Origin of the sequence: Enterovirga sp. CN4-39, assembly GCF_049446235.1 — a bacterium.
Lineage (GTDB): Bacteria > Pseudomonadota > Alphaproteobacteria > Rhizobiales > Beijerinckiaceae > Enterovirga.
Genome location: NZ_JBMSEF010000018.1, coordinates 82,243 through 108,236 on the forward strand (window position 1 = coordinate 82,243; position 25,994 = coordinate 108,236).

Annotated in this window: 25 protein-coding genes; 7 read left to right on the forward strand and 18 right to left on the reverse strand. The window is 69.7% G+C overall.

The window, feature by feature from the left end; all coding sequences use genetic code 11:
* Together ACO2SS_RS23240 and ACO2SS_RS23245 are read right to left on the reverse strand one after the other, a co-directional pair.
* Positions 1–465 (reverse strand): c-type cytochrome, encoded by a 465-nt coding sequence (locus ACO2SS_RS23240; RefSeq protein WP_423280221.1) that lies wholly within the window; start codon positions 463–465, stop codon positions 1–3.
* On the reverse strand, positions 462–1,436 hold the full coding sequence (locus ACO2SS_RS23245) for a cytochrome c oxidase assembly protein (protein WP_423280222.1): 975 nt from the start codon (positions 1,434–1,436) through the stop codon (positions 462–464). Before ACO2SS_RS23245 ends, ACO2SS_RS23240 begins: the two co-directional genes overlap by 4 nt.
* On the opposite strand from ACO2SS_RS23245, the gene coxB reads away from it, so the two are divergent.
* The 4 genes from coxB (at position 1,425) to copM (ending at position 6,079) form a co-directional block, all read left to right on the forward strand.
* Positions 1,425–2,459: a cytochrome c oxidase subunit II gene (coxB, locus tag ACO2SS_RS23250; RefSeq protein ID WP_423280223.1), complete on the forward strand. Its 1,035-nt coding sequence runs from the start codon at positions 1,425–1,427 to the stop codon at positions 2,457–2,459. The genes ACO2SS_RS23245 and coxB overlap by 12 nt on opposite strands.
* Entirely contained in the window at positions 2,456–5,017 is a 2,562-nt protein-coding gene (locus ACO2SS_RS23255) for a cbb3-type cytochrome c oxidase subunit I (RefSeq protein ID WP_423280224.1), read from the forward strand. Before coxB ends, ACO2SS_RS23255 begins: the two co-directional genes overlap by 4 nt.
* A gap of 1 nt (position 5,018) precedes the next feature.
* Entirely contained in the window at positions 5,019–5,372 is a 354-nt protein-coding gene (locus ACO2SS_RS23260) for a hypothetical protein (protein WP_423280225.1), read from the forward strand.
* Positions 5,373–5,455: 83 nt separating this feature from the next.
* A complete protein-coding gene (copM, locus tag ACO2SS_RS23265) occupies positions 5,456–6,079 on the forward strand; it encodes a CopM family metallochaperone (protein ID WP_423280226.1) in 624 nt (207 codons plus the stop codon).
* Positions 6,080–6,177: 98 nt separating this feature from the next.
* Here the strand turns inward: copM and ACO2SS_RS23270 are convergent, their stop codons facing one another.
* On the reverse strand, positions 6,178–6,921 hold the full coding sequence (locus tag ACO2SS_RS23270) for a hypothetical protein (RefSeq protein WP_423280227.1): 744 nt from the start codon (positions 6,919–6,921) through the stop codon (positions 6,178–6,180).
* 261 nt (positions 6,922–7,182) lie between these two features.
* Between ACO2SS_RS23270 and gltS the strand changes: the two genes are divergently transcribed.
* Positions 7,183–8,382 (forward strand): sodium/glutamate symporter, encoded by a 1,200-nt coding sequence (gene gltS / locus ACO2SS_RS23275; protein ID WP_423280228.1) that lies wholly within the window; start codon positions 7,183–7,185, stop codon positions 8,380–8,382.
* Here the strand turns inward: gltS and ACO2SS_RS23280 are convergent.
* The 6 genes from ACO2SS_RS23280 to ACO2SS_RS23305 are packed head-to-tail and all read right to left on the reverse strand — an operon-like array spanning position 8,357 to position 15,257.
* Complete coding sequence (locus ACO2SS_RS23280) at positions 8,357–9,469, reverse strand: hypothetical protein (protein WP_423280229.1); 1,113 nt, start codon at positions 9,467–9,469, stop codon at positions 8,357–8,359. The two genes, gltS and ACO2SS_RS23280, sit on opposite strands and share 26 nt — an antisense overlap.
* Positions 9,466–9,918, reverse strand: coding sequence for a c-type cytochrome (locus ACO2SS_RS23285; protein WP_423280230.1), 453 nt, complete (start codon positions 9,916–9,918; stop codon positions 9,466–9,468). The genes ACO2SS_RS23280 and ACO2SS_RS23285 overlap by 4 nt, the downstream gene beginning before the upstream one ends.
* Positions 9,915–10,448, reverse strand: a complete 534-nt coding sequence (locus tag ACO2SS_RS23290) for a DUF3341 domain-containing protein (protein ID WP_423280231.1) — start codon at positions 10,446–10,448, stop codon at positions 9,915–9,917. Before ACO2SS_RS23290 ends, ACO2SS_RS23285 begins: the two co-directional genes overlap by 4 nt.
* Positions 10,448–11,764 carry an NrfD/PsrC family molybdoenzyme membrane anchor subunit gene (gene nrfD, locus ACO2SS_RS23295; RefSeq protein WP_423280232.1) on the reverse strand — a complete coding sequence of 439 codons (1,317 nt, stop codon included), beginning with the start codon at positions 11,762–11,764 and terminating at the stop codon, positions 10,448–10,450. Before nrfD ends, ACO2SS_RS23290 begins: the two co-directional genes overlap by 1 nt.
* Complete coding sequence (locus ACO2SS_RS23300) at positions 11,761–14,619, reverse strand: Fe-S-cluster-containing hydrogenase (RefSeq protein ID WP_423280233.1); 2,859 nt, start codon at positions 14,617–14,619, stop codon at positions 11,761–11,763. The genes nrfD and ACO2SS_RS23300 overlap by 4 nt, the downstream gene beginning before the upstream one ends.
* Complete coding sequence (locus ACO2SS_RS23305) at positions 14,607–15,257, reverse strand: cytochrome c3 family protein (protein ID WP_423280234.1); 651 nt, start codon at positions 15,255–15,257, stop codon at positions 14,607–14,609. The genes ACO2SS_RS23300 and ACO2SS_RS23305 overlap by 13 nt, the downstream gene beginning before the upstream one ends.
* A gap of 108 nt (positions 15,258–15,365) precedes the next feature.
* On the opposite strand from ACO2SS_RS23305, the gene ACO2SS_RS23310 reads away from it, so the two are divergent.
* On the forward strand, positions 15,366–15,719 hold the full coding sequence (locus tag ACO2SS_RS23310; RefSeq protein ID WP_423280235.1) for a hypothetical protein: 354 nt from the start codon (positions 15,366–15,368) through the stop codon (positions 15,717–15,719).
* A gap of 17 nt (positions 15,720–15,736) precedes the next feature.
* Here the strand turns inward: ACO2SS_RS23310 and ACO2SS_RS23315 are convergent, their stop codons facing one another.
* Positions 15,737–16,780: a YeiH family protein gene (locus ACO2SS_RS23315; protein WP_423280236.1), complete on the reverse strand. Its 1,044-nt coding sequence runs from the start codon at positions 16,778–16,780 to the stop codon at positions 15,737–15,739.
* Positions 16,781–16,884: 104 nt separating this feature from the next.
* Between ACO2SS_RS23315 and ACO2SS_RS23320 the strand changes: the two genes are divergently transcribed.
* Positions 16,885–17,052, forward strand: a complete 168-nt coding sequence (locus ACO2SS_RS23320) for a hypothetical protein (RefSeq protein ID WP_423280237.1) — start codon at positions 16,885–16,887, stop codon at positions 17,050–17,052.
* Positions 17,053–17,162: 110 nt separating this feature from the next.
* Here the strand turns inward: ACO2SS_RS23320 and gabT are convergent, their stop codons facing one another.
* The 8 genes from gabT to ACO2SS_RS23360 form a co-directional block, all read right to left on the reverse strand.
* A complete protein-coding gene (gene gabT, locus ACO2SS_RS23325) occupies positions 17,163–18,449 on the reverse strand; it encodes a 4-aminobutyrate--2-oxoglutarate transaminase (protein WP_423280238.1) in 1,287 nt (428 codons plus the stop codon).
* 10 nt (positions 18,450–18,459) lie between these two features.
* Positions 18,460–20,079, reverse strand: coding sequence for a 5-guanidino-2-oxopentanoate decarboxylase (locus tag ACO2SS_RS23330; protein ID WP_423280239.1), 1,620 nt, complete (start codon positions 20,077–20,079; stop codon positions 18,460–18,462).
* Positions 20,076–21,173 carry an ABC transporter ATP-binding protein gene (locus tag ACO2SS_RS23335; protein WP_423280240.1) on the reverse strand — a complete coding sequence of 366 codons (1,098 nt, stop codon included), beginning with the start codon at positions 21,171–21,173 and terminating at the stop codon, positions 20,076–20,078. The genes ACO2SS_RS23330 and ACO2SS_RS23335 overlap by 4 nt, the downstream gene beginning before the upstream one ends.
* Positions 21,170–21,979: an ABC transporter permease gene (locus ACO2SS_RS23340; RefSeq protein ID WP_423280241.1), complete on the reverse strand. Its 810-nt coding sequence runs from the start codon at positions 21,977–21,979 to the stop codon at positions 21,170–21,172. The genes ACO2SS_RS23335 and ACO2SS_RS23340 overlap by 4 nt, the downstream gene beginning before the upstream one ends.
* Positions 21,976–22,827: an ABC transporter permease gene (locus ACO2SS_RS23345; RefSeq protein WP_423280242.1), complete on the reverse strand. Its 852-nt coding sequence runs from the start codon at positions 22,825–22,827 to the stop codon at positions 21,976–21,978. Before ACO2SS_RS23345 ends, ACO2SS_RS23340 begins: the two co-directional genes overlap by 4 nt.
* A 24-nt stretch (positions 22,828–22,851) precedes the next feature.
* On the reverse strand, positions 22,852–24,480 hold the full coding sequence (locus ACO2SS_RS23350) for an amidohydrolase (protein WP_423280243.1): 1,629 nt from the start codon (positions 24,478–24,480) through the stop codon (positions 22,852–22,854).
* Positions 24,481–24,494: 14 nt separating this feature from the next.
* A complete protein-coding gene (locus ACO2SS_RS23355; protein WP_423280244.1) occupies positions 24,495–25,607 on the reverse strand; it encodes an ABC transporter substrate-binding protein in 1,113 nt (370 codons plus the stop codon).
* 146 nt (positions 25,608–25,753) lie between these two features.
* The coding region (locus ACO2SS_RS23360) for a hypothetical protein (protein ID WP_423280245.1) at positions 25,754–25,994 on the reverse strand (241 nt) is incomplete at its 5' end.

Genomic DNA, 25,994 nt, shown 5'->3' on the forward strand with positions numbered 1-25,994 from the left:
TCACTGGCCGACGAAGGGACCTCGCCCGGGCAATGCGATCGGGCGGGGGATCGCGTCGGGGTTCAGCCCGGAGGCCGGCGGCGCGGCCCCGGCCTCCCCGGCCCCGATCGTGTACAGGAAGGAGGCGAGGTCGCGCGCTTGCACCTCACTCAGGCCGACGGCCGGCATCCCCGTGTTCGGTACCATGGCGGGCGGGTCGAGGAGCCAGGGAACGAGGTTCTGCGGCGTGTTCGCCATGATGCCGGCGAGCATGGCCCGGCCGCTCCAGCTTTCCAGCGAAGGCCCGACCGTACCCCGCGCGCCCGGCACGCCGGGAACGAGGTGGCAGGCGCCGCAGCCGAAGCTGAGCACCAGGGCCCGGCCGCGCTCCGGATCGGCGCCAGGGATCAGGAGGTGATCCGGTGGCTCCGGGGCGTTGCAGCCTGCCAAGAGCAGCAGGAGCGCCGCAGGTATGAGGCTCCTCATGTGACCGCCCGTCGCGCGGCGGTGGGGCCGGACTCCGACAGCAGCCGGCTCGCCAGATAGAGCCCTGCCGCCAGATAGGCGGCTCCTGCCGGAACCCACATGATGGCGCCGGCAAGCTGCTGGTCCTCCAGCGGCGTCATGCCCCAGAGCGGCGCCCAGAAGGTCGAGCCCGGGTAGATCGGCTCGGGGCTCAGCCCGATCAGGGCCGACAGGAAGCCGCCCTGCACCAGCGTTGCCAGGGCGGCCGCCATGCCGGCGATGGCCGCGCGCGAGGTCGCGGCCGCGGCGATGATCGCCCTCCAGAATAGGAGTGCCGTCCCGAAGAAGCAGGCGTGCTCGAAGGCGTGCATCCAGTCATCCGCGCGTCCGAGTTCGAACGCCGTGGGGGCGTGCCAGATCCACAAGGCGGCGCCGTGCAGGATCGTGGCCGGGGCCGGGCGGGAGAGCCAGTCGAGGGCGGCGTAGAGGCGGCGGGCCGGGGCACTCTGCAGGAGCGGCTTGCGGAGCCCGGCGGGCAGCCCGACCGCCCAGGCGAGATGCGGACGGCCCAGCACCAGCAGCGGCGGCGCGGCCGCGACGAGGAGCACGTGCTGCACCATGTGGGCGGAGAGGATCGTCTCCGAGACGGCGTCCACCGGCGAAACCAGCGCGACGAAAAGCAGGACTTCGCCCGCGAGAAACGAAGCCACGCGCCAACGGGGCAGCGCGGCCGGCAGGCCGCCATGTCGCCGGCGCCAGACCGAGAGCCCGCGGCCGTAAAGCCAGTGCCCGGCGAGCAGCGGGACGAGGACGAGCGGGTCGAAGGTCCAGAACATCCAGGCATCGCCGGGCGGGATCGGCGCGAAGCCGTGCGCGGCGGCCGGGCCTGAGGCCGCGAGCCCACACAATGCCGCGAGGGCGAAAACCGCGCGGGCGTTCGGCTTGTCGGTCGGGCGCATCCCGCTTACGGCTACATCAGAATGACCCGCCATTCGACTCCCCCCGCAAGGGCGCCGGTCGAGACGGGCCACGGCGGTGGCGCGGCTCAGCTCGCCTGCATCGGCTTCGCTGCTGCCGCCCTCGGCGGCTGCAACAGCGTGCAATCGGCCCTCCACCCGGCCGGAAACGACGCCGCCCTCCTTCTCTCGCTGACCTCGCTCATGACCTGGGGCGGGGCCGCGATCTTCGCCTTCACCATGGCCCTGCTCGGCCTCGCGATCTGGGTGAGGCCGCGCTGGCTGCGGCGGCGCGAGACCGTCGTTGCGCTCGGGATCGTGTTCCCGACGACGGTGCTGACCCTGCTGCTGGCCTACGGCCTCCTCGTCCTGCGGGCCACCAATGCGCCGGCGGCGAGCGAGGCGCTCACCATCGAGGTGACGGGCGAGCAATATTGGTGGCGGGTGCGCTACCCGGCCGAGGGCGAGCGCCCGGCCTTCGTGACCGCGAACGAGATCCAGGTGCCGGTCGGGCGGCCCGTCCGCCTCGTGCTCGAGGCCGCGGACGTCATTCATTCCCTCTGGATCCCGAGCTTCGCCGGCAAGATGGACATGATTCCCGGCCGCCGGACCCTGATGCAGTTCACGCCCGAGCGGCCCGGAATCTATCGCGGGGTCTGCGCCGAGTTCTGCGGCGAGCAGCATGCCCGGATGATGTTCGACGTGGTCGCGCTGCCGCCGGCCGAGTTCGAGGCGTGGCGCGAGGCCCAGGCCAGGCCCGCCTCCGAACCCGGTTCGGACTTCCTGCAACGCGGGAAGGAGCTCTTTGCCCGCAGCGGCTGCGGCTCCTGCCACGCCGTCCGGGGCGCCGGCTTCACGGGCGAGCTCGGGCCGGACCTCACCCATGTCGGCAGCCGCCGCTCGATCGGGGCCGGCCTCTTCCCGAACAATGTCGGCACCCTCGGCGGCTGGATCGCGGACGTGCAGGGCCTGAAGCCCGGGGCGCGCATGCCCTCCTACGGCTCGCTCTCCGGCGAGGAGCTGCGCGCCCTGGCCGGCTACCTGGAGCAGCTCAAGTGAACGCCCCGCAGCGCCCGGACAGCTTCGAGGCAGCCCCGTCGGCCCTGCCCAACCCGCTCCCGCGGCCGGAGAATGAGCTCCCCGATCTCGAGCGGGCCTGGAAGCCGCCGCGCGGCATCGCCTTCTTGACGGAGACGAACAACAACTTCGTCGGCCTCTGGTATGTCGGCACGGCGCTGTTCTTCTTCATCGCGGCCGGCATCATGGCGCTGCTCATGCGCGCCCAGCTCGCCCAGCCGGAGAACGCGCTCCTCGGCCACGAGACCTACAACCAGCTCTTCACCATGCACGGCACGGTGATGATGTTCCTCTTCGCGGTGCCGGCCGTCGAGGCCGCCTCCGTCTACCTGCTGCCGAACATCCAGGCGGCGCGCGACCTGCCCTTCCCGCGCCTCTCCGCCTACGCCTTCTGGGCCTATTTCTTCGGCGGCCTGTTCTTCCTGTCGAGCCTGTTCCAGGGCGTGGCGCCGAATACCGGCTGGTTCATGTACCCGCCGCTCACCTCGACGGAGTTCTCGCCGGGCGTCAATGCCGATTACTGGCTGCTCGGCATCGGGTTCATCGAGATCTCGGCCATCGCGGGTGCGATCGAGATCATCGTCGGCGTGATGAAGACGCGCGCGGTCGGGATGAGCCTCAACAAGCTCCCCGTCTATTCCTGGGCCATGCTGGTCTTCGCCGTGATGATCGTGATCGGCTTTCCGGCCATCATCCTCGGCACGATCCTGCTCGAGCTCGAACGCGCCTTCGACTGGCCGTTTTTCATTGCGGCGCGCGGGGGCGACTCGCTCCTGTGGCAGCACCTGTTCTGGTTCTTCGGCCACCCCGAGGTCTACATCATCTTCCTGCCGGCCGCCGGGATGGTCTCCATGATCGTGCCGACGGTCGCCCAGACGCCGCTTGTCGGCTACCGCCTCGTGGTCCTCGCGCTCATCGCGACCGGATTCCTGTCCTTCGGCCTGTGGGTGCACCACATGTTCACGACGGGGCTGCCGAAGATGAGCCTCGGCTTCTTCTCGGCGGCCAGCGCCGCCGTGGCGATCCCGTCCGGAATCCAGGTCTTCGCCTGGATCGCCACCATCGCGTCGGGCCGGATGAAGCTGACGACGCCCGCGCTTTTCATCATCGGTTTCCTGTTCATCTTCACGCTCGGCGGGCTGACGGGCGTGATGGTCGCGGTCGCGCCCTTCGACTGGGTCGCGCACGACACCTATTTCGTCGTCGCGCATCTCCATTACGTGCTGATCGGCGGGATGGTGTTCCCGCTCTTCTCCGCCCTCTACTACTGGGTGCCGGTCGCCTCGAAGCGGCAGCTCTCGGAGAAGTGGGGCCGCTGGGTCTTCGGCCTGATGTTCGCGGGCATGAACATCGCCTTCTTCCCCATGCACATCGCCGGCCTCATCGGCATGCCGCGGCGCGTCTATACCTACCAGCCCGGCCTCGGGCTCGACCCGTACAACCTCGTCTCGACGATCGGCGCCTTCATGTTCGCGGCGGGCGTGGCGCTGTTCCTCATCGACATGCTGCGCAACTTCCGGCCGGGCGGGGAGAATGCCGGCAATGTCTGGCGCGCCCCGACCCTCGAATGGCTGCCGAACGGCAACTACAACACGCGCTCGGTGCCCTGGATCGCGAGCCGCGATCCGCTCTGGGACCAGCCGAAGCTGCCGCAGGAGGTCGAGGAGGGCCGCTGGTACATGCCCGGCACCGTGACGGGGCGGCGCGAGGCGCTCGTCACGAGCCCCATCGAGGCGCGGCCGCAATACATCCTCATCGTGCCGGGTCCCGGCTGGGCCCATGTCCTCGCCGCCGCCTTCACGGCCGCCTTCTTCGCGCTCCTCACCGTCAAGGCGAACTACCTGGCCCTCGCCTGCGGGATCGCCGGCATCGGCTGCGTGATGTGGTGGCTCTGGCAGCTCGATCCGGGGCCCATCGTGCCTCCGGCCGATATCGGGGGCGGCGTGACCCTGCCCGTCTACGCGACCGGGCCGAGCAGCCATTCCTGGTGGGCGATGGCCGTGCTCATGGTCGTGTGCGGCATGATCTATACCTGCCTCGTCTTCTCCTACCTGTTCCTCTGGCTCGTGAACCCGACCGCCTGGCCGCCTGCCGGCGTATCGCTGGCGCCGGGCTGGGCCGGGCTGGCCGGCATCGGCCTCTACGCCCTATCATCCCTGCTGATGTGGCTCGCCTATCGCCGGCTCGGCGGGCCGGACCATCGGCCCCTCATCGTGCCCGTCCTCGTCGCGGCGGCGCTCGTCCCGGCTCTCGCGGCGGGCGCTCTCGGCCTCTGGGCCGAGCTGTCCGTGGGGCTCGACCCGAAGGGCTCCGCCTATGGCGCCGCCGTCACGACCATGCTGGCGATGCAGATCCTCTTCGTCGGCATCGTCGTGCTGATGGCGGGCTTCACGCTCGCCCGCTGGTGGGCCGGCAAGATCGACCGGGTGCGCCGGTCGATCTTCGATAACGTGACGCTGTTCTGGCACTACACGACGGGCCAGGGGATCGTTGCACTGACGGTGATCCACGGCTTCCCTCGCCTCGCGGGAGGCCTGTGAGGTGGAGCGCCACCGGCCCACGCTGCGCCTCCTGGAGACCACGGGCGGGTTCCTGGCCTGGGGCGCCCAGTTCACGATCGTCTACATGGCCGTCTCGGTCGCCTGCTCCCGCGGCTGGGGTGGCCAAAAGCTTCTCGGATTGCCGGCCCTTCCGGCCGTGATCGTGCTGGCGACCCTCGCAGCCCTCGCGGCCGCGGCTACCCTGCTCCTCCTCGGCCTCAAGCGCCGAAAGGGCTCGGGGCTCACGGCGAGCCAGGACTTCCTGAACAACGTCACGATCCTGGTGAGCGCGCTCTCGCTGGTGGCGATCGTCTACAACGCGCTCCCTGGCCTCCTGCTGCCGAGTTGCTCCTGACGGAGGCGCCGCTTGACCTTCCAGCGGTGGGAAGCGGCAGGGTTCCGCCATCCCGGCTTCGAAGCCGGCCTGGAAGGACCAAGATGAAGACCGTTACCCTCCTGGCAGCCGCCCTCGCGCTCGCCACCGCGAGTTCCGCCTCCGCGCAGCATGCCGGGCATGGCGGCCATGCCCATCACGGCGAACAGGCCGGCTCGGCGAGCCACGCCGGCCATGCGACCGCGGGCGGCGGCAAGCATGGCGGCGGCGTGAAGTGCCATGGTGGCAAGGCCAAGCACACCCATGCCGGCGCGCCCCGGGCCAAGAAGGCCGGCGCCTCCGCCGAGACCGCCTCGACTCGCGAGTTCAAGGAGGCGCACGCGCGCATGATGAGCGGCATGGACCAGCCGTTCACGGGCGACGCCGATATCGATTTCCGCGTCCACATGATCCCACACCACCAGGGCGCGATCGACATGGCCCGGGTGGCGATGCGGCACGCCAAGGACCCCTGGACGCGCCAGCTCGCCGAGGCCGTGATCGTGGAGCAGCAGCGGGAGATCGCCGAGATGCAGGCCTGGCTCGCAAATCGCGGCGTCGCGGCCCCTGCCGGCGGCCAGCCGCGCCACATCATGGGCTCCGACGCCTACCGTACCCTGCACGAGGAGGCGGGCACGCGGGGCGAGGCGCGCGGCCAGTCCTGGGCGCCGGGCTCGGGCATTCGGTAGGCGTGCAGGCCGCGACGGGTGGCGTCGACCGGCAGGGTTGGCGTCAGCCCGTTGCGGCCGCTCCGCGTCTCACCGAAAGCGGGCTGTTTCCGCGCTGCTCAGGGCGTCAGGGGTAGTGCCTTGAGCTCCTTGCGGGCTGTGCCGAAGCTGCCGAGTTGATACACCGACGCGCCGGTCACCCCGAATGTGAATGCAGGGAATGGCTCGGCCAGCATCTTGTTCAAATAGGCTTCCGTGGCGACGCCGGTCGTCACGTGCGGATTGAAGTGCTGGCCGGCCGCCATGGTGACGAAACGGGACACATACTCGATCAGGGCCGGTTGAATGTCGCGCCCGTTCTCTTCGCTAAAGAACGCGGCGGGAGTGCCGGTCGGGACGGTGTAGGGTTCGACGGCGGCGATCAGGTTGCCTTGCAGGCGACGCAGATCGTCGGTCGGTTCGACCACGATGCCAGCGAGGCCGACGGGAGGCGATGGAATGTAGTAGTATTTCACCGCCTTCATCGTCCAGTTCGTGGGCTTAGCCTTCGCCAGCACTGCATTTGCCGCCGCAAACACTTTGTCGAGATCGTCGGTGCGGACGAATTGCTGCAACAGGGTCACGTGCTGATGGTGCGTCGCGTCCAGCGCAAAGCCCTCGGGAAAGGATTGCCGCAGGCGCTCGTTGGCGGCCTTGGCGTGCTGCATCATGGTCGCGTCGGGTTCGAGTGCGATGTCGATCGCGGTCACTGCGACGGGTTGCGCCGTTGCGGCGGCGGCGATGAACAGCGGCGCTATTGCTGCGGCAACCGATCCGGCGCCGAGCAGGACGGAACGGCGGTGGACATGCTTCCCGGAAGCCATCTCTCGTCCTCCCCTCGCCGAGCAGAACGCGGCGGTTCGGCCGACCCATGCTCGTCCGAGACGAGCGCCTGCTTGATCGCTTTGGACAACGGCCAAGATGCTGGCGGCGATGCGTCAGCGGGCTTGGGACATGCGGGCGGGCCCTTACTTGAAAGCGGGTGCGGGGCACGCGAGGGAGCCTGCAAGACTGCAACGCCGCGCCGCTCGCGACCCAGAAATCCTCGAGGCTCTCGAGGGTAGCGCCCGCCCGAGAATGCCGCCTTGATCCGGATCGACGCCTTTCTGTCCTTCAACCTCGCCGTTGTGCTGCTTCTCTGCGGCAAGGCGCTGGTCATGAAGCTGCCGCTCCTGCAGCGGTACTCGATACCCGAGCCCGTCGCGGGCGGGATCCTGTGCGCGGCGGTCGTCGGCCTGATCTATGCCCTCTCGGGAACGAAGATCCTGTTCAGCCTCGGGGTTCGGGACTTTCTGCTCCTCATCTTCTTCGGAGGGATCGGCCTCAACTCGGACATCCGCTCCCTGCTGCGCGGCGGAAAGCCCCTCGGCATCCTCGTTCTGCTCGCGACCGTCTTCATCCTCGCGCAGAACCTCACCGGAATGGGTGTCGCCTCGCTGTTCGGGCTCGACCCCAAGGCCGGGCTTATGGCCGGCTCCATCTCGCTCACGGGAGGGGTCGGGACGACTCTTGCCTGGGCGCCGATCTTCGTGCGGGACCACGGGATCGCCAACGCGCTCGAGATCGGGGTGGCGGCCAACACGGTCGGTCTCGTCGCCGCCTGCGTCATCGGCGGTCCGATCGCAGCCTTCCTCATCAAGCGTCGGCACCTGAAATCGGCGAGCGATGCCGCGCTGGAGATCGGGGCGCCGAACGCGCGACGGTACGTGCCGCTGGACTATATCTCGGTGCTCTGGGCCGTTCTGGCGCTCAACCTCACGCTGATGCTGGGCGTTGGGCTCCACCGCCTCATCGAGACGACTGGCGTGACCCTGCCGACTTTCGTGAGCTGCCTGCTGGCAGGTATCCTGCTGCGGAACCTCACCCCGATTGCGGTCGGCCAGGCCCTCAATCGCGCCTGGCCGGGCATCGGCCAGGGGCTCGCCCTGCTCTCGGACCTCGCGCTGGGCATTTTTCTCACCATGGCCCTGATGGGGCTGCAGCTCTGGGAACTTCACGGCGCGTTCCTGTTCATCGCCACCGTGCTTGCGCTGCAGGTCGGCCTCACGATCGCCTACGTGATCCTGGTCGTGTTTCCGGCCATGGGCCGCGACTACGAGGCCGCGGTGGTCTCGGCGGGTTTCGGCGGCATCACGCTGGGTTCGACGGCGACGGCTATCGCCAACATGGCAGCGGTGACTCAGCAATACGGTCCCGCACCCCGCGCCTTCATCATCGTTCCGCTCGTCTGCGGCTTCTTCATCGACATCATCAACGCGATCATTGTGTCGGCTTTCCTGAGCTGAGAGGCGGCGCGCTGGCCTCCTCGCCTGCGTGCCGCTCGCTGTGGAAGGTCGGGCGGCGGCGATGGGCGGCCGCGAACCAGGCGGCCCAGAGGATCGCAAGGCCGGGCGGGACGAGGAGGTCCCAGAAGGTGAGCGCCGGGTCCGGGGCAGCGGGACGCAGGAGCCACAGCATCTTGAGGCCATAGGCCAGGAGGCCGAGGGCGCTTCCGGCGATCATCGTCCGGTGCCCGACCCCGATGGGGATCAGCAGCACGAGGGCGAGGCCGAGGGCGGCGAGCGCGGCCTCGAGCGCGAGGAGCCAGGAGCCGGAACGCCGGAGATACCAGGCGGCCTCGCCGGGAAGGTTCGCCAGCCACACGATCAGGAACTGCGCGAACCAGGTCCAGATCGCCAGCAGCATCAGGGTCACGAGCGCGCGTTCGAGGCTCACCATGCGGTGGCCCGCCGGGCTCTCGCCGCGCAGCAGCGACAGAAAGATGCCGCCTGCGAGCGCGGCGAGGAGTTGCGTCAGCACGAAGGCCCAGGGGAACAGGCCGGATTGCCAGCGCGGCTCGCGCGCCATGATCCAGTCGCCGGCGGCGGCGGTCGCCGTGACCGCGACAAGCGCAAGGCCGATGGCGCTGGCGCGCCAGGGGTGGCGCGTCCCCGTGATCCAGTAGGCGAGCGCGGACCAGACCGCGAGGTAGAGGGCCGAGCGGAGGAGGATCATGTCGGGCCGCAGCACGGCCTGGCGGAGCCCGCTCATTCCCGTCGCGCCAGGGTCGGCGAGCCAGGGATAGAGCTCCGGCAGCCGGACCGAGAGCGGCAGGGCGAAGAGGGCGAGAAGCGGGACGGTCCGGGCCGCCGCCTCGGCCTCGGACCGTACCGGATCGAGCCAGTGTTCGCCGAGGATGTGGCCGAGCATCAGCACGCCGAGGCTCCCGACCGCGAGGCCGCTTCCGACCACGAAGGCGAGATACCAGGCCTCGACGGCCGGTCCGGACGGGAGCAGGAAACCCAGGGCCGAGGCCGCCGCCCCGCAGGCGACGATGATCGCGACTCGCGTCCAGGAGACCGGGCCCGCCCGCCCCTGGTCGGTCTCGCTCATGGTGCATTCCCCAGGCGCGAGACATGCTCGGCGATGGCCCAGGAATCCGCATTCCCGACCTGCTCGGCCATCGGCCGCATCCTGCCGTGTCCATGGCGAATGACGTCCACGATCCGGTTCGGGGAGCGCGCCGCCTCGTCCAGTTTCGCGAAGGGGAGCGGGGCCGGGAAGCCGCGCCGGACGACCGGCCCGTCGCCACGGCCGGCAGGGCCATGGCAGGGCGTGCAGAACGCGGCGTAGGCCTCCGCGCCTCGCGCCAGCAGGCCGGGCGTCACGGCCGGCCTCTCCGTCGAGGCGCCCGGGAAGGGGCGCGGCACGGAGCCTTCCGGCAGGGTGCCGGAGGGCCGCATGACGGCGCGCGTCGCAGCGTTCTCCGGCCGTTCTTCCGTGCCGCTGTCGCAGGAAGCCGCGACCAGGGCGACGAGAGCCGAGGCGAGCAGCGCCCTCACGCTTCCACCTCCGCCACACGCCGGGGCTCGAGCGCGGCGAGGAAGCGGCCGGTCGCGGCCGCATCGAAGAGCGGGTCCTCGCACCGGATCACGAGGAAGAATCGGTCCTGCGAGGCGCGTTCGAAGCCCGGCACGGCGAAGACCGGGTGGTCCAGCCGAGGCAGGCGCAGGATGACCAGCATGCCGATCAGGGTCGCGGCGCCGGCCCACAGGATCGCCACGATGATGGTCGCCGGGATGAAGGCCGGCCAGGCATGGAGCGGCCGCCCGCCGACATTGATCGGGTAGTCGACGGCGTTCATCCAGTATTGGAGGAAGTATTGCAGCGCCGCCCCGAATGCGCCGGCGAGAACCGCGATCCAGGGCAGGACGCGCGGGTGGTAGCCGAGCGAGCGAGCGAGATCCCGCATCGGGAACGGCGCATAGACGTCGAGCCTCGCATAGCCCGCCTTCCGGGTCGCTTCCACGGCGCGCATCAGGGCCTCGTGGTCGGTGAATTCCGCGATGAGGCCGTGGAGCGGCGCCGCCATCACGCGCGCTCCATATGCTCGTCGTGCCGCGCCTCGAACATGGAGACGACCGGCAGGAAGCGCGCGAACAGGAGCAGCAGCGCGGCAAAGAGCCCGATCGTGCCGGCGAGGAGCCCCGTCTCGACGAGGGTCGGCGTATAGCTTCGCCACGTCGAGGGCAGGTAGTCCTTCTGCAGCCCGCCGATCAGCAGCGAGAACCGGTCGCACCACACGCCCGCATTCACGCCGATGCCGGCGAGAACCGGGACGAGAAGGCCGATGCGCCACGAGCGCCGCCAAAGGAGTTGGGGCACGAGCACCATCAGCAGTGTCGCCGCGATCGCGTAGCCCGCATATGGGCCCGTCCAGCGGTTGAGCATGGCCTCGCGGCGGACCGGCTCGGCCATGAGCGCCGCCAGGATCTCGTCGAGGAACAGGTAGCCCGCCACGAGCCCGCTCCCCAGGACGAGCTTGCCGAGAAGGTCCATGTCCTCGTCGTCGATGACGAAGCCGAGATCCAGCGACCGGCGCAGGATCGCCGCGACGAGGAGGACCGTCGCGAGCCCCTGGGTGAGGCCGGAGGCCACGAACTGGAGCGGCAGCCGCGTGTCGTGCCAGCCGGGCACGAGGGTCGAAGCGAATTCGAACGCGACCGTCGACTGCATCACGAGGATGAGCGGCAGGACGAGGATCGCGGCGATCCGGTACGCGACCTGGTGATAGGCCCATTGCCGGAGCGAGAAGCGCCAGCCGAGCGCCAGGATGCCGTAGACCCGCGCCGCCCTGACGGAGCGCGCGCGGTCGCGCAGGGTCGCGAGATCCGGGATCAGCCCGACATACCAGAGGAGCGAGGTGATGATGACGTGGGTCGAGATCGCCCAGAAATCCCAGGTGAGCGTCGAGCGGAATTGCGGCCAGACCTCGAAGGTCGCGGGATACGGAAAGGTCCAGTAGAACAGCCAGGGCCGCCCGAGATGGATGATCGGGAACATGGCCGCGCAGGCGACCGCCATCAGGGCCGCACCCTCCGCGAAGCGGTTCACGGCGGTGCGCAGGTCGTGCCGGCGGAGCACGAGGATGGCGGCGAAGAGCGAAGCGCCGTTCGCGACGCCGATCCACCAGGCGTAGTTGATGAGGTCGAAGCCCCAGACGAAGGGGATGTTCACGCCCCACACGCCGACGCCGCGCAGCCAGGAGGCGCCGAGCGTCACGGCGAGCGTCAGAACCATCAGGCCGGACAGTCCCAGCGACAGGCGCCAGAGCGGCCCGAAGCCCGGCGAGAGCGGCTTGTCCGCGATGCGCTTCGCGGCCGGGGCGGTGACGGCCTCCTCGCTCACGGCCCCTCCCCGCCCGGAACCACGCGGGCCAGATAGGTGGTGCGGGGACGCGTGTTGAGCTCGCCGAGCAGGGCGTAGTTGCGCCCGCTCGCCTGCGCCCGCGCCACGGCGCTCTCCGGGTCGGCGAGGTCGCCGAACACGATCGCCCGCGTCGGGCAGACGCTCGCGCAGGCCGTAGTGATCTCGCCGTCGCGGATCGGGCGGTCCTCCATCCTGGCGGCGATGCGGGTCGCGGCGATGCGCTGGACGCAGAAGGTGCACTTCTCCATCACGCCGCGGCTGCGGATGGTGACCTGCGGGTTCGCCGCAGCCTCGGGTACAGCATAGGGGCCTTCCCGGGGGTCGCTGAAATTGAAGCGGCGAACCTTGTAGGGACAGTTGTTCGAGCAGGTCCGCGTGCCGATGCAGCGGTTGTAGACCATCTCGTTCAGCCCCTCCGTCGAATGGACGGTGGCGTTGACCGGGCAGACGACCTCGCAGGGCGCGTTCTCGCAATGCATGCAGGGTACCGGCTGGAAGGCCGTTTCATATCCAGCACCCTCCTCCGCCTCGTAGCGGTCGACGCGGAGCCAGTGCATCTCCCGGCCCTTGGCGGCGTCCTCGGGCCCGACCACCGGGATGTTGTTCTCCGACTGGCAGGCGACCATGCAGGCATTGCAGCCGATGCAGGAATCGAGGTCGATCGCCATGCCCCAGGCATGCCGGCCGGGAGGCCAGGCCGGGTAGAGCGATGCATCGGGCGGGCGGTCTTGCAGGTCCGCCCCGCGATCCTCGACAATCCGCACGATCTGCCGGCCCGCCATCGCGGCATGGTGCTGGGTCGTGATGAGTTCGTCCCGCCCCGCGGCCTTGAAGACCGTCCCGCTCGCGATCCAGGGATCCTGTGATCCTCGGACGCGATACGCATCGAAACCGACATCAATCCCGACGCGGCCTGCGTCGCGCCGGCCATAGCCGAGCGGCAGCGTGACGGCGCCCTCGGCATGGCCGCGGAGCGGCCAGACGGGACATTGCAGCCTCCGTCCCGCGACCGTCACGTCGATGCGGTCGCCCCTCTCCAGACCCATGCTTCTGGCCGTCTCGGGTCCGACCAGGGCGGCATTGCCCCAGACCTGCTTGGTGAGCGGCTTCGGGAGCTCCTGGAGCCAGCCGTTATTGGCGTAGCGCCCGTCATGGAGCGATGGATCCGGCGCGAAGACGATCTCGATCGCCGCCTGCCTCGATTGCTCCCCCGCCCGGTCCCAGCCGGGGGCGAGCTGGACCTCGACAGGTTCCGCCGCGCTTCCCTCCACGATCCCGGCCCCGAGCGCCGCCTCGAACCGGCGCTCGAAATCGGAGCCCCAGCTCTCCCGCCAGGTTGCCGCGACCCGCTCGCGCTCGCCGAGCCCATCGCCGATGAACGCACCGAGCACGTCCTCTGGAGAGAGGCAGAAGCCGTCCCGCCGCATCGTGGGCTGGCGGAACGACACCGTGCCGTCGAAGGCACGCGCATCGCCAAAGCTCTCCAGCGCATGCGCGGCCGGCAGATGCCAGCGGCACAGGGCGGCCGTTTCGTCCCGGGCAAGGCCGAGATGAAGGGTGTTAGGCACCCGGGCGAGCTTCCCCACAAAGTCGATATCCGCCGGTGCGTCATAGGCCGGGTTGCCGCCGAGGATCGCCAGACGCGTCACGCGTCCGGCGTCGATCGCCTGGGCGAGTTCGCCGATCGAGCCGAGGTCGCGGGGAAGCACGGGCGCGATCGCCCGCACGCTCCGCCCGAAGCTGCCGAGCCGCATGTTGATCCCATGCGCCAGCGCGTGAATCTCGGACGGCTGCTCCGGCCCGACCGTCACCAGCCCCGCAGGCCCGGCCTCGCGCAAGGCGTCGGCGATTCCGGCGGCGGCCGGGTGAGCATCGGGCGAGGTGTCTCCGTTCAGCCCAGAGATGATGGCGCGGAGGAACGGGCCGATTTCGCTCGGCCGAAGGGCGACCCGCTGGTCAGCGCGAGCGCCGACGAGGCTCGGCGTCGTCTCGACGGCAAACAGCCGCGGCAGCGGCCGGCCGGTCACCCTGCGGCGCGCGGACCAATCCATCGCGTAGCGCAGACGACCCGGGCCCGCGGCGAAGAGGTCGCCGCCCACGGCCAGAACTGCGTCCGCTGCAGCGAGATCGTAGACGACATCTGCGGCCCGCCCGAAGGCCAGTTCGGCCCCGCGCGCGGCCTCGTCCCGCACCAGCGGGGCATGGGCGAAGAGGCCGATCTGCGGAAAGCGGCTGCGGAGTTCGCCGAGGAGCCGGCCGTACGTCGGGGAGGCGCTCGGCTCGACCAGAACGGCCGTGCCGCGACCGGAGGCGGCGAGAAGCGCCTCGCGCCAGCGTGCCAGTTCCGCCTGCACCTGCGCCGCGTTGCGCGGCTCTCCCGTCTCGACCGGAATTCGCGACCGGTCCGGGTCGTAGAGGGCCAGGATCTCCGCCTGCGCAAAGACATCCGCGGCGCCGAGACTCGCCGGATGGAGCGGATTGCCGTCGATCCTGATCGTCCGGCCGTCGACGGCGGTTGCGAGCACGCCCGTTCCGTAGCCGTCGCGCTCCAGCGTGGTGGCGAACTGCACCGGCTCGCCCGGAGCGAGACCCGGCGTCCGGCGCGGCTGCGAGAGGAGCGCCGCCCGGCCGGATTCCTCCCGGTTGTCGTCGCAGCCGGACAGCCCCAGCGCCGCCACCGAGGCGGCGACGAGTTGCAGCAGGGTGCGCCGATCCACCGGCCCGGCCTGCGCCACATCGGGGAAGACCTGCGCGACGAGCCGGCGGCCCTCGGGCGCGTCCGCCAGTTCGTCGAGGCCGCGTTGCCGGCCGGCGCCCTCCGTCATCGGTGGCATGTCGAGCAATCCGTGAGCCGGCTTCGCGCCTCGAGGTAGAAGGCCCTGACCTCCTCCGGGGCGCCTTTGTCGTGCGGGCCCCAGCCCATCGAGAACACCGCGCCCTGCGGCCGGATCCGGTCGGCCGGATCGCGGTGGCAGTCCAGGCACCAGCCCATGGACAGCGTCTGCGTCTTCACCGTCTCGGCCATCTGGTCGACCCGGCCGTGGCAGGTCTCGCAGGCGACGCCCTTCTGGACGTGGATCCCGTGGTGGAAATAGGCATGCGCCGGCAGCCGGTGCAGCGACACCCACGGGATCGGCACGTCGAGCGCGGCGCTCGTGCGGACGGGTTCGAGAAGGCTCGCGCCCTGCCAGATCTCGGAATGGCAGGTCAGGCAGGTCGAGGCGGTCGGCATGCCGGCCGCGGCGGCGCGCTCGACCGTGGAATGGCAGTAGCGGCAATCGATCCCGAGCGTGCCGGCATGCAGGCTGTGCTGGAACGGGATCGGCTGCCTGGCGGGCTTGCCGACGTTCCAGGCGGCATCCGACCGCGCCCAGAAGAACAGGAGCGCCGCAAGGCCAAGCCCGCCGGCCAGAACAAGGGCGATCGCAGCCCTGAAGCGCACGGTGGCTCGATGAGTGAAGAGCTGAGCCATGTGCTCCTTGAGGCGGGACCGCCCGGGAGCCTGGCCGTCGGTCCTCCCGGCCGGCAACGAAGCGCGACCATTTGCGAAACCCGATCAGCGGGTTCGGGTTTCATCCGGATGCAGCGCCGCAATGGAAAACAGGATCTCGACCGCGCATTCGACGTCCTGGTCCGGCATGTGCCCGCCTGGCTCGGCCGGATCATCGGTCGGGTACGTCAGCCGAGTTCGCGCTGGTGGCGCATCCCGCTCGGGCTCGTCTTCATCGTGTCGAGCTTCTTCTGGTTCCTGCCCGTGGTGGGAATCGAGTTCCTGCCTCTGGGACTGCTCCTCATCGCACAGGATGTGCCGTTCCTCCGTGGACCGGTCGGCCGCGCGGCACTCTGGCTGGAGCTCAAGTCCGTCCGGCTGGTGCGCTGGTGGAAGGGCCGCACGCGGCCGGGCGCGCGGGGCGGGCTCGCTCCGCTGGCCTGAGCGCGCCTCGACCCCGTTCAGTCGATCCCGACCAGCCAGGTCACCGCGATACTGATCAGGACCAGCGCCACGAGGGAGATCACCACGCAGGCCGAGATCGGGCCGCCGATTTCCCGCATCGTCTTCACGTCGACGCCCAGGCCAAGGGCCGCCATGGCGACGATGGTCAGGATCTTGGCAGCGCTCGTCGCCGGGGGGACCACCGCATCGGGCAGCCATCCGGCCGACCGGATAGCTGCAAGCGCCACGAAGGCGAGGATGAACCAGGGAACGAGGCGCGACAGCTGCAGCTTCGGCGCGCCATGTGCCCCTCCCTCGGGCCGGTTGTGCAGGATCGAGAGCACGAGCAGGAGCGGCGTCAGCATCAGCACCCGCGTCATCTTCACGATCGTGGCGATCTGCGCGGCGCCGAGCCCGACGGGCAGGGTCGCGGCCAGGACCTGCGGCACGGCATAAACCGTGAGGCCCGCGATGGTGCCGTATTGCGCGTCCGACAATCGAAGCAGGGGGACCAGGAGCGGCAGGCCCAGCACGACGAGCACGCCCAGCACCGCCGTGAAGGCGATCGAGCCCGCGATATCCCGGGCACTTGCCCCGATGACGGGAGCCACCGCCACGATCGCGGAATTGCCGCAGATCGAGTTTCCGCTCGCCACCAGGATCGATACGGTCGAACTCAGCCCCATGGCGCGGCCGACCAGGAAGCTGATCGCGAAGGCCACCACCACCGTGGCGACCACGCCGATCAGCAGCGGACCGCCCGATGCGAGGATCGCCGTCAGGCTCACGGACGCCCCGAGCAGCGCGACGGCGATCTCGAGGATGAGCCCGCCGCTCAGCCGGATACCGCCCACCCAGGCCCGGCCAGGGACCCAGAAGGTCCGAACGGCGACACCCAGCAGCAGCGCGATCACGAGCGCATCGACGAAGGGGAAGCCGAGGAGCGCAGCCTCGATCCGCTCGATCAGGAGCGCCGCCCCGGTAAGGCCGATGCAGAGGAGCAGGCCGGGAGCGGCATCGCCCACATGGCGGCGAAGCCGGCCGCCGCGGGGATCGGACATTGCCACGCCGCTACGCTACGCCGGGGAGGCAGAGCCCGCGCCCGGCGATCGTGAAACATGCGGGCAGGCGAATGCGCGCCGAACAGCCAGATCGAACCCGCGGCATGGATCACCTTCCGAGAAAGCTGGAGGCGAAAGCCGCCATCGACCTCGCGCTTACGGACGCGCGTTCGGCCTCGATGGCCGGTTTCCGCTTCCGAAAGGCGACCGCGTGGTGGAACAGCGCGCGCGACGATTCAAGCCCGATCTTCGCCCCGGCTACCCGCGGGTGAGCGACCGTCCCCCTTCGGGCCAAGCGGAGGGCACGGTGTCGCTTTCACCAATGCGCCATCGCGGCCGTCAGACCGCGATGGCGAACTCCACGATGCCTTGCGGGCGCCGCCTATGCGACGTCCGTCGAGAGCGCTGCCTCGAGCTTTCCGAGGCCCTCGACCAGGATGTCGTCCTCGACCGTGAGCGGCACGAGGATCCGGATCGTGTTCGCGTTCGTGCCGCAGGACAGGAGGATGAGCCCGTTCTCGTAGGCGCGCTGGACGACACGCTTGGTCATCTCCGCATCCGGCTCGCTCGCCCCGCGCTCGCGCACGATGTCGAAGGCGACCATGGCGCCCAGGCCGCGGACGTTGTCGACGGGAACGATGTCGTTCCGGCGCGGCAGGGCCTGCAGGCGAGCCATCAGCTTCTCGCCGAGCTGGCGCGAGCGCTCGATGAGGTTTTCCTCCTCGAAGACCGAGATGACGGCGAGCGCGGCCGCGCAGGCGAGCGGGTTGCCGGCATAGGTGCCGCCGATGCCGCCCGGCGCAGCGGCGTCCATGAGGGAGGCCCGGCCGATCACGCCCGAGAGCGGGAAGCCGCCTGCGAGGCTCTTCGCCACGCAGATCATGTCCGGCTGCACGTCGTAGTGCTCCATGGCGAACATCTTCGCCGTGCGGCCGAACCCGGTCTGCACCTCGTCCGCGATGAAGACGATGCCGTGCTCGTCGCAGATCCGGCGGATTGCCCGCATCAGCTCGGGCGGCGCCTGGTGGAAGCCGCCCTCGCCCTGCACGGGCTCGATGATGATGGCCGCGATCCGTGCGGGATCGACATCCGCCTTGAAGATGTAGCCGAGGAACTTCAGCGCCTCGTCGACCGACACCGAATCCGGACCAGCGGGGAACGGCACGTGCCAGATTTCGGGCACCACGGGTCCGAGGCCCTTCTTGTAGGGCACGACCTTCCCGGTCAGGGCCGAGGCGAGCGCCGTGCGGCCGTGGAACGACCCCGTGAACGCGATGACGCCGCTGCGGCCGGTAGCGGCCCGCGCCATCTTCACGGCGTTCTCGGTCGCTTCCGCGCCCGTCGTGAACAGGGCGGTCTTAAGCGGCCCGTCGATCGGCGCGAGCGCGTTCAGCTTCTCGGCGAGCTCGATATAGGGCTCGTACATCAGCACCTGGAAGCAGGTGTGCGTGAAGCGGTCCATCTGCTCGCGGACGGCCTGCAGCACCTTCGGATGGCGGTGCCCCGTGTTCAGGACCGCGATGCCGCCGGCGAAATCGACATAGCGCCGGCCCTCGACATCCCAGACCTCGGCATTCTGCGCCCGGTCGGCCGAGATCGGCGTCACATGGCCGATCCCTCGCACCACGGCCTGCTCGCGCCGGGAGAGCAGCTCTGAGTTGGTCGCCATCTTCTTCCTTTCAGCTTCGTGCGGAGGCATCGGGGCTGGACCGGATGCCATCCTCCGCAACGATCTCGATCACGGTCGGCCCATCGGCCGCAAAGGCCGCGGCGAGGGCGTCCCCGAGCCCGGCCGGTTCAGTCACGCGCGCAAAGCCCGCGCCGTAGGCGGCGGCCAGGTGGTCGAAGCGCGGAGGCGTGATCTCGACCCCGATCCGCTCGATGCCCTGGCGGTCCATATCCTGCGCGATCTGGCCCAGGGCGGCATTGTTCCAGACGAGCACGGGCAGCGGCAGGCGAAGGTCCGCCGCCGTCCCGAGCTCCTGTCCGGTGAAGCCGAAGCCGTAATCGCCCGCAAGCGCCACGACGGGGATGTCCGGCCGGGCGAGCTTGGCGCCGATCGCGGCCGGCAGGGCGTAGCCGAGCGTGCCGAATCCGACCGGATGGATCCAGCTCCGAGGCCGCCGGGCCGGAAAGGCCTGGTTCCCGGCATAGGCGATCTGCGTCATGTCGGTGACGACGAGGGATTCGTCGGGCAAGGCCTGCCGCAGCGCCGCCAGCATCGCCAGATGCGGCGCGCGGCGCTCCAGGAGGCCGGCGTCGGAGCGCCGCCGCAGCGCCGCGACGTCGCCCGCCCAGGCGGCCTTGCCACGGCCCGCCAGCGCGCCGAGGAGATACTCCACCGCGGGGCGGACATCGCCGAGGACGGGCAGCGTGTCGAAACGCTCGTCCGAGAGCATGTCCGGGTCGAGATCCACCCGGATCAGCTTGCCCCCGATCGGCAGCGTGTCGGCCCAGTGATCCGGAACGGCGAGTTCCGTGCCGAGCGCCAGCACGACGTCGCTCCGGCGGAGCAGGTCCCGCCCGGCCTCGGTGCCGAGCCGCGCCCCCAGCGAATACGGGCCGTCGTCGGGCACGATGCCCTTCCCGGCGATGCTCGCCAGGACGGGGAGCCCGAGGAGATCGACGAGCTGCCGGATCTCCTCCGATGCACCCGCGGCGCCGCCGCCCACGATCAGGAGCGGCCGCTCTGCCTCCGCCAGGAGGCGGGCCGCGTCCTCGAGCGCCTGGGTGTCGCTCCCGCAGGGGCGGAGCCGCGCCATCGGGGCGGACCTCGGCGCGGCGGGTGCCGCCCCCACGTCGAGCGGCAACTCGAGATAGACCGGACGCGGACGCCCGGCCTGGATCCTGCCGACGCTCAGCGCGACGGCCCGGCTCGCGGAGACCGGGTCGAGGATCCGGAGGTTGGACGAGACGATGCCGCCGAGCGCCTGCGCCTGGTCCCGCATCTCGTGCAGTTCGCCGCGCCCCAGCCCGAGATGGCGGCGCTCGTTGACGCTCGCGAGCACCACCATCGGGACGCTGTCGGAATAGGCCTGCCCGATCGCGGTCGCGGCGTTCATCAGGCCTGGTCCGCTGATCAAGACGCAGAGCGCCGCCCGTCCGCTGGCCCGCGCGTAGCCGTCAGCCATGAAGGCTGCGCCCTGCTCATGGCGCGGCGTGACGTGGCGCAGGCCGGAGCGCGCGATCGAGCGGTAGAGGTCGAGCGTGTGGACGCCGGGGATGCCGAATGCGACGTCGATCCCCGCCGCCTCGAGGTCGGCGATCACGACATCGGCGGTGCTCGTCCCGTTCGTCATGCGATGTCGTCCCGTTTCACCGCCCGGGGCACATGATCCGGGAAGACGAGACGGGCTGCGTCATCCGGCTGGAAGCCGTCATGCCCGCTGCCCGTCGGCTGCTCGATGCGTATCTCGCCGAGCGGCGTATCGGCCAGGATATGCACGGACGCGCCGTGATAGGTCACGTCCAGGATCTTCGCGGACACGCCGTTGGGAAATGCCGCGGTGCGGGGTGCGAGCGCGAGTTTCTCGGGGCGGAGGCTCAGCATCACCCGCTCGCCCGCAGCGGCTTCGATGCCGGACGCCGCGAAGGTCTCGCCTCCCGCCGTGAGCAGCGCCGCGCCGCCGGCATTCGCGCTCACCGTCGCCTCGACCACGTTGCTGCGCCCGACGAAGCTCGCCACGAAGGCGGTCGCGGGCCGCTCGTAGATCTCGGTCGGCGAGCCGAGCTGGACGATGCGTCCGCGGTTCATCACGGCGATCACGGTCGAGAGCGACAGCGCCTCATCCTGATCGTGCGTGACGTTCAGGAAGGTGCGGCCGAGCTTCCGGTGCAGGCGCTTCAGCTCGTCCTGCAACTGCACGCGCAGGAGCCTGTCCAGCGCGCTCAGCGGCTCGTCCAGGAGCACGATCGCGGGGTCGAACACCAGCGCACGCGCCAGCGCGACACGCTGCTGCTGGCCGCCCGAGAGCTGCGCCGGCTTCCGGTCCGCGAAGGCGGCGAGACCGACCAGCTCCAGAACGGCCGCAACCTTCGCCCGGATCTCCGCCTTCGGGAACTGCTTCACCTCGAGCGGGAAGGCGACGTTCCCGAACACCGTCATGTGCGGAAACAGCGCGTAGCCTTGGAAGACGACGCCCAGCTCGCGCTTCTCGGGCGGCAGCCGCGCGATGTCCCGCCCCTCGAGGCGGATCGTGCCGGCGCTCGGCGACACGAAGCCGGCGATGGCCATCAGGAGCGTCGTCTTGCCCGAGCCGGACGGTCCGAGAAAGGTGACGAATTCCCCGCGCGAGACGGCCAGCGACACATCCGACAGGGCGGAGGAATTGCCGTAGCGCTTGGAGAGGCCCTCGATCTCGAGAAGCCGCGCCTCAGTATCTGTCTTGGTCATGTCGTTGCGCGCTCAGCGCTCGCCGCAGGGCGCCAGAGGCGCACGAGCAGAAGCAGCAGCGTGAGGCCGATCATGATGCTCGATGCTGCCGCGACCGCGGGATCGACCCGCTCGGTGAGGCTGCTCCAGATCACGAGCGGCAAGGTGCTCACCTTTCTGCCGGTGATGAATAGGGCGACGACCACCTCGTCCCATGAGGTGACGAACGCGAAGGCGGCTCCGGAGAGGACTCCCGGCCAGATGCTCGGCAGGACGACGCGGCGGAGCGCGAGGAGCGGTGACGCGCCGAGGCTGCGCGCGGCATCCTCGATGCGCCGGTCCACCCCGGCGAGCGACGTCGAGACCGTGATGACGACGAGCGGCGTGGCGATGAGCGTGTGGGCGACGACGACGCCGATCGGTGTGTCGATCCAGCCGAGGTCGATCCAGGTCCGGTAGAAGGCCAGGGCGTGCACGACCGGCGGCACGATCAGCGGCCACAGGATCAGCGAGCGGATCACCCCCGCGACGGACGGGCTCAGGCGCCACAGGCCGGTCGCGCAGAGGGTCCCCAGGACGGTGGAGCAGAGCGCCGTCAGGACGGCGATGCCGAAGCTCGTCACGATGCCGCCGGACCAGCGCGGGTCCTGCACGAGCTTCGCGTAGTGGCGGAACGAGATCGAATCCGTCGGCAGCGAAAGATATGTCTCGGGCGTCACCGAGACGGGCAGCACGACCAGGATCGGGGCGATCAGGAAGATGATCGCGGCCCATCCGACCAGCAGGACCAGCGCGCGGGCGAATCCGCCTGAAATGGTGCGGCTCATCGGGTTCGCTGCCCGAGCATGCTGCCGAGATCGGCCACGCGTCCGAGCGTCGCCAGCGCGGCCACCACCGTCAGCAGCAGCATCGTGGCCAGCATCGTGGCGGTGCCCCACTCGATGGATTCGTGGACGAGCACACGGACATATTCCGCCACCATCAGAACGCGGCCACCGCCCAGGATCGCGGGCGTGACGTAGAAGCCCAGCGAGAAGACCAGGGTGATGAGCAGGGCGCTGTAGAGGCCGGGCAGGCTGAGCGGAAAGAACACACGCCGGAAGATCGTGACCGGAGAAGCCCCGAAGGCGCGCGCGGCCTGGAAGAGGCGCGGGTCGATGGACTTCATGCTCGCCCAGAGCGGGAATATGGCAAAGGGCAGCATGTAGTGCACCATGCCGATCACGACGCCGATCTCGTTGCGGACGAGCTGCAGGGGCGCGTCGACCACGCCCGCCGACAGCAGTGCGGAGTTCAGGACGCCGTTGCCGCGCAGGATCGTCACCCAGGCGAATGCCCGGACGAGCACCGAAAGCCAGAGAGGCAGCAGCACGAGCACGATCATGACGCGCCGCGCGCGCTCCGATGCGAGCGTCAGCGCCGCCGCGGTGGCGTAGGCCACGACGAGCGTGATCACCGTCGTGAGGGTGCAGATGCGGATCGTGGCCAGGAGCACCCGATGGATCACATCGGACACGAAGAGCTGGCGGTAGTTCTCGACGAAGCCCGGCGCCTCCGTCACGCTCAGGCCCAGGATGCGCAGGAGCGGGAGATTGTAGAGGACGACGATCAGCAGCACGGCGGGCGCGACCAGCGCGACGCCGAGCCTCGTCGTCGAATCCATTCTCTGCAGCACGGTCCCGCTTTCCAGCTACGCCGCTCAGGCGGCTCCGTGGACGACCTTGCCGTCCACGAGGGTCATCCAGGAAGCGATCTCGGGAATCCGCTCTTCATCCACCGTGAAGACGTCCGCATCGAGAATGGCGATGTCGGCGAGCTTCCCGGGTTCGAGGGTGCCCTTGAGATGCTCCTCGCGACCGGCATAGGCGCCGTCATACGTGTAGGCCCGGAGGGCATCCCAGACGCCGACGGCTTCGGATCCATCCAGGTCCCCTCCCCGATCCGTGCGCCGGGTCACGAGCGAGTAGATGCCGCGCATCGGGTTCGGATGGCAGATCGGGGCATCGGAATGCCCCGGCGCGATCACGCCGAGTTCCTTCCAGCTCCGGTGCGGGAACATGTCCTTCATGGCGGCAGCGCCGCGATTGGCGATGTATGCCTCGCCGAGATCGTACATGAACCCCGTCGCGGAGGTCGGGATGACCCCGAGCCGCTTCATGCGCTCGCGGATCGCCGGCGGCACGCAGCAGCTGTGCTCCACCCGCATGCGGTGATCCTGTGACGGGTGGGCGGCGAGCGCCGCCTCGAACGCGTCGAGCACGAAATCCACGCCGCGGTCGCCGACGCCATCGGCGCAGACCGTGAGGCCCGCGGCGGTCGCCTCGGTCACGCGCCGGGTGAAATCCTCGGGGCTATAGAGGAGCATGCCCGTGTTGTTCTCGGGCTCGCCGACGATCGGCTTGCCGATATACGGCTCGTAATAGGCGGCGGTGCGGCCGCTGGTGCTGCAATCGGGGCACCACTCCACGCCGACGATGCGAACCCATTCGTCCCCGAAGCCCGAGCGGATGCCGCTGCGAATGACGGACTCGACGAGCCCGTCTTCCTTGCCGCTGACGATGACGCCGATGCGCATCGGGAGCCGCCCCTCGCGCCGGAGCGTCTGATAGGCGCGGATGCCGTGGGAGGTGGTGAGCGAGTTGTGGAGGGACGTAATCCCGTAGCTCAGGAATTCCGCGAAGACGGTTCCGAGGCCGGCCGCGAAGTCGTCCGCCGTATAGTCGCGCATGATCTCGTCGATCACCGCATAGGCGGCATTCTCGCGTAGCAGCCCGGTCGGCTCGCCCGTCCCCGGATGACGATCCGTGCGGCCGAAGGGCGGGTCCGGATAGTCGCCCCCGAGCTTCGCGCGCCGCAGCGCCTCGCTGCTGGCCACGCCGAGATGGCAATCGGTGCGGAACACGAAGACGGGCCGCCCGCCGCCCGCCTGGTCGAGTTCCTCGCGCGTCGGATAGCCGCCCAGCTTGTTGTCGTCGTAGCGGAAGCCTGCACACCAGGCATCGGCCGGGAGTGTGGCCGCGCGTTCGGCGATGATCGACAGGACCTCGTCCTTCGACCTCACCTTCGGGTAGCTGAAATCCGCCCAGCGATGGATGCGGGCGCCGTAGAGATCCGCATGCACGTGGCATTCGACGAAGCCGGGAAGGACGGTCCGGCCGCCCGCGTCGATGCGCACGGTCTCCGGACCTGCCCAGAGGGCGATCTCGCTCGCCGTCCCGACGGCCGCGATGCGGCCGTCCTTGATGGCGAGCGCCTCGTCGAAGCGCCCCTCCTCGACCATCGCGGCAACCTTGCCGTTCTCGATGATCGTATCAGCGAAGACCTGCATGCGGTGACGCTCTCTCAGGAGGCGACGGTGTCCAGGAAGCGCTTGCTTACCGGGATGATGTTCTCGGCGTACCAGTCGCCGTTCTGCACCACCATCAGCTTCCTGTTGTCGGGATGGGCCGGGTTCCGGGCCGCAAGCGCGGGATCGTACTGACCCTCGGCGGCCGGGTTCGCGGGCCCGTTGCCGAGCAGCTTCAGCAGCTCGATCTGTCCGGCTGGATCCTGCATGGAGGCCAGGAATTCCATGGCGAGTTTCTTGCCGGCCGGGTTGTCCTTCATCACCGACATGACGCCGGGATGCAGGAGGCCGCCGTTGAAGGTGTACTTCACGCGCCCCTTGGTCTCCTGCTCGAGCAGGTTGGCGCGGGTGTGCCAGATCTGGCCCATGACGACCTCGCCGTCGCGGAAGACCTGCTGGCTGCTGGCGCCCGTATCCCAGAGCACGAGGTGCTCCTTGATGGACTTGATCTTCTCGAGGCCGCGATCGACGTCGAGCGGATAGAGCTTGTCGAGCGGAACGCCATCGGCGAGGAGCGCCGCCTCGAGCGCGCCCGCCATGTACTTGTACATGACGCGCTTGCCGGGGAACTTCTTGACGTCGAAGAAGTCGGCCCAGCTCTCGGGCTGCTTTCCGCCGAGCGCCTTGGTGTCGTAGGCGAGGACCGACCCGTACAGGAACACCGAGGCGCCCCACTTGTAGTCGAGGCCGGGCAGCGTCTTGGCGCGGTCGAAGACCGAGTAGTCGATCTCTTCCAGCACGCCGAGCTTGCCCAGCGAGGCCTGGGTGCCGACGCCGCCGTCCAGGATGTCCCAGGTGACGTTCTTCGACTGCACCATGGCGCGAGCGCGCCCCGGGCTCGGCCCGCTGCCATCGAGGACCACCGGAATGCCGGACTTCTTCGTGTAGGGCTCGCACCAGGCCTTGCGGTACGCGTTCTCGGCGTCGCCGCCCCACATGGCGAAGACGATCTCCTTGGCGGCAGCCTGCGCGGACCCGGCGCTGCCGACCCCGGCGAGGCCCAGCAGCGCCCCGAGCTGAAGAACGCGCCGGCGGTCGAGCGAACCGCGTTCGAGCCGCTCAGCCGCGCAGAGGACGGCGTCTTCTAGATACGTCTGCACCCTGGTCATTCCCCGCCTCCGAGGCAAGTGTCTGATATGCTAGCGGCGCCTAGCTTGCAAAGCGTGGCTGCGCTGTCAATCAGGGGTAGCACGAAAGCGGGAGGACAGCATCAAAGTTAGCTCCTTCCGCAGCCGCCGCGCTACCCTCTGCCATATCAGCGCACGAAGGATCCGCGCTGGATGGCGCGCCAGACTGCGTCAGGGGTCGCGGGCATCTCGATGGCATCGACGCCGCATTCCGCGAGCGCGTCGAGAAGCGCGCCGACGATGGCGGGCGGCAATCCGACGGAGCCGACCTCGGCGCATCCCTTAGCCTTCAGGGGGTTGTGCTCGCAGGGCGTCGAATGCGTCAGCACCTCGAAGGCCGGCAGGTCGCCGGCGCGCGGAAGGGCGTAG

Coding starts and splice junctions, on each gene's coding strand:
- ACO2SS_RS23330 (WP_423280239.1), bottom strand. CDS start 20,079: ATGACGAACGGGACGAGCACCGCCGATGTCGTGATCGCCGACCTCGAG.
- ACO2SS_RS23355 (WP_423280244.1), bottom strand. CDS start 25,607: ATGACCAGGGTGCAGACGTATCTAGAAGACGCCGTCCTCTGCGCGGCT.
- ACO2SS_RS23290 (WP_423280231.1), bottom strand. CDS start 10,448: ATGGCGGCGCCGCTCCACGGCCTCATCGCGGAATTCACCGACCACGAG.
- ACO2SS_RS23320 (WP_423280237.1), top strand. CDS start 16,885: ATGGATCACCTTCCGAGAAAGCTGGAGGCGAAAGCCGCCATCGACCTC.
- gabT (WP_423280238.1), bottom strand. CDS start 18,449: ATGGCGACCAACTCAGAGCTGCTCTCCCGGCGCGAGCAGGCCGTGGTG.
- ACO2SS_RS23310 (WP_423280235.1), top strand. CDS start 15,366: ATGCAGCGCCGCAATGGAAAACAGGATCTCGACCGCGCATTCGACGTC.
- ACO2SS_RS23245 (WP_423280222.1), bottom strand. CDS start 1,436: ATGGCGGGTCATTCTGATGTAGCCGTAAGCGGGATGCGCCCGACCGAC.
- copM (WP_423280226.1), top strand. CDS start 5,456: ATGAAGACCGTTACCCTCCTGGCAGCCGCCCTCGCGCTCGCCACCGCG.
- ACO2SS_RS23280 (WP_423280229.1), bottom strand. CDS start 9,469: ATGAGCGAGACCGACCAGGGGCGGGCGGGCCCGGTCTCCTGGACGCGA.
- ACO2SS_RS23335 (WP_423280240.1), bottom strand. CDS start 21,173: ATGACCAAGACAGATACTGAGGCGCGGCTTCTCGAGATCGAGGGCCTC.
- ACO2SS_RS23305 (WP_423280234.1), bottom strand. CDS start 15,257: ATGGCTCAGCTCTTCACTCATCGAGCCACCGTGCGCTTCAGGGCTGCG.
- ACO2SS_RS23340 (WP_423280241.1), bottom strand. CDS start 21,979: ATGAGCCGCACCATTTCAGGCGGATTCGCCCGCGCGCTGGTCCTGCTG.
- ACO2SS_RS23300 (WP_423280233.1), bottom strand. CDS start 14,619: ATGCCACCGATGACGGAGGGCGCCGGCCGGCAACGCGGCCTCGACGAA.
- ACO2SS_RS23350 (WP_423280243.1), bottom strand. CDS start 24,480: ATGCAGGTCTTCGCTGATACGATCATCGAGAACGGCAAGGTTGCCGCG.
- ACO2SS_RS23240 (WP_423280221.1), bottom strand. CDS start 465: ATGAGGAGCCTCATACCTGCGGCGCTCCTGCTGCTCTTGGCAGGCTGC.
- ACO2SS_RS23270 (WP_423280227.1), bottom strand. CDS start 6,921: ATGGCTTCCGGGAAGCATGTCCACCGCCGTTCCGTCCTGCTCGGCGCC.
- ACO2SS_RS23315 (WP_423280236.1), bottom strand. CDS start 16,780: ATGTCCGATCCCCGCGGCGGCCGGCTTCGCCGCCATGTGGGCGATGCC.
- coxB (WP_423280223.1), top strand. CDS start 1,425: ATGACCCGCCATTCGACTCCCCCCGCAAGGGCGCCGGTCGAGACGGGC.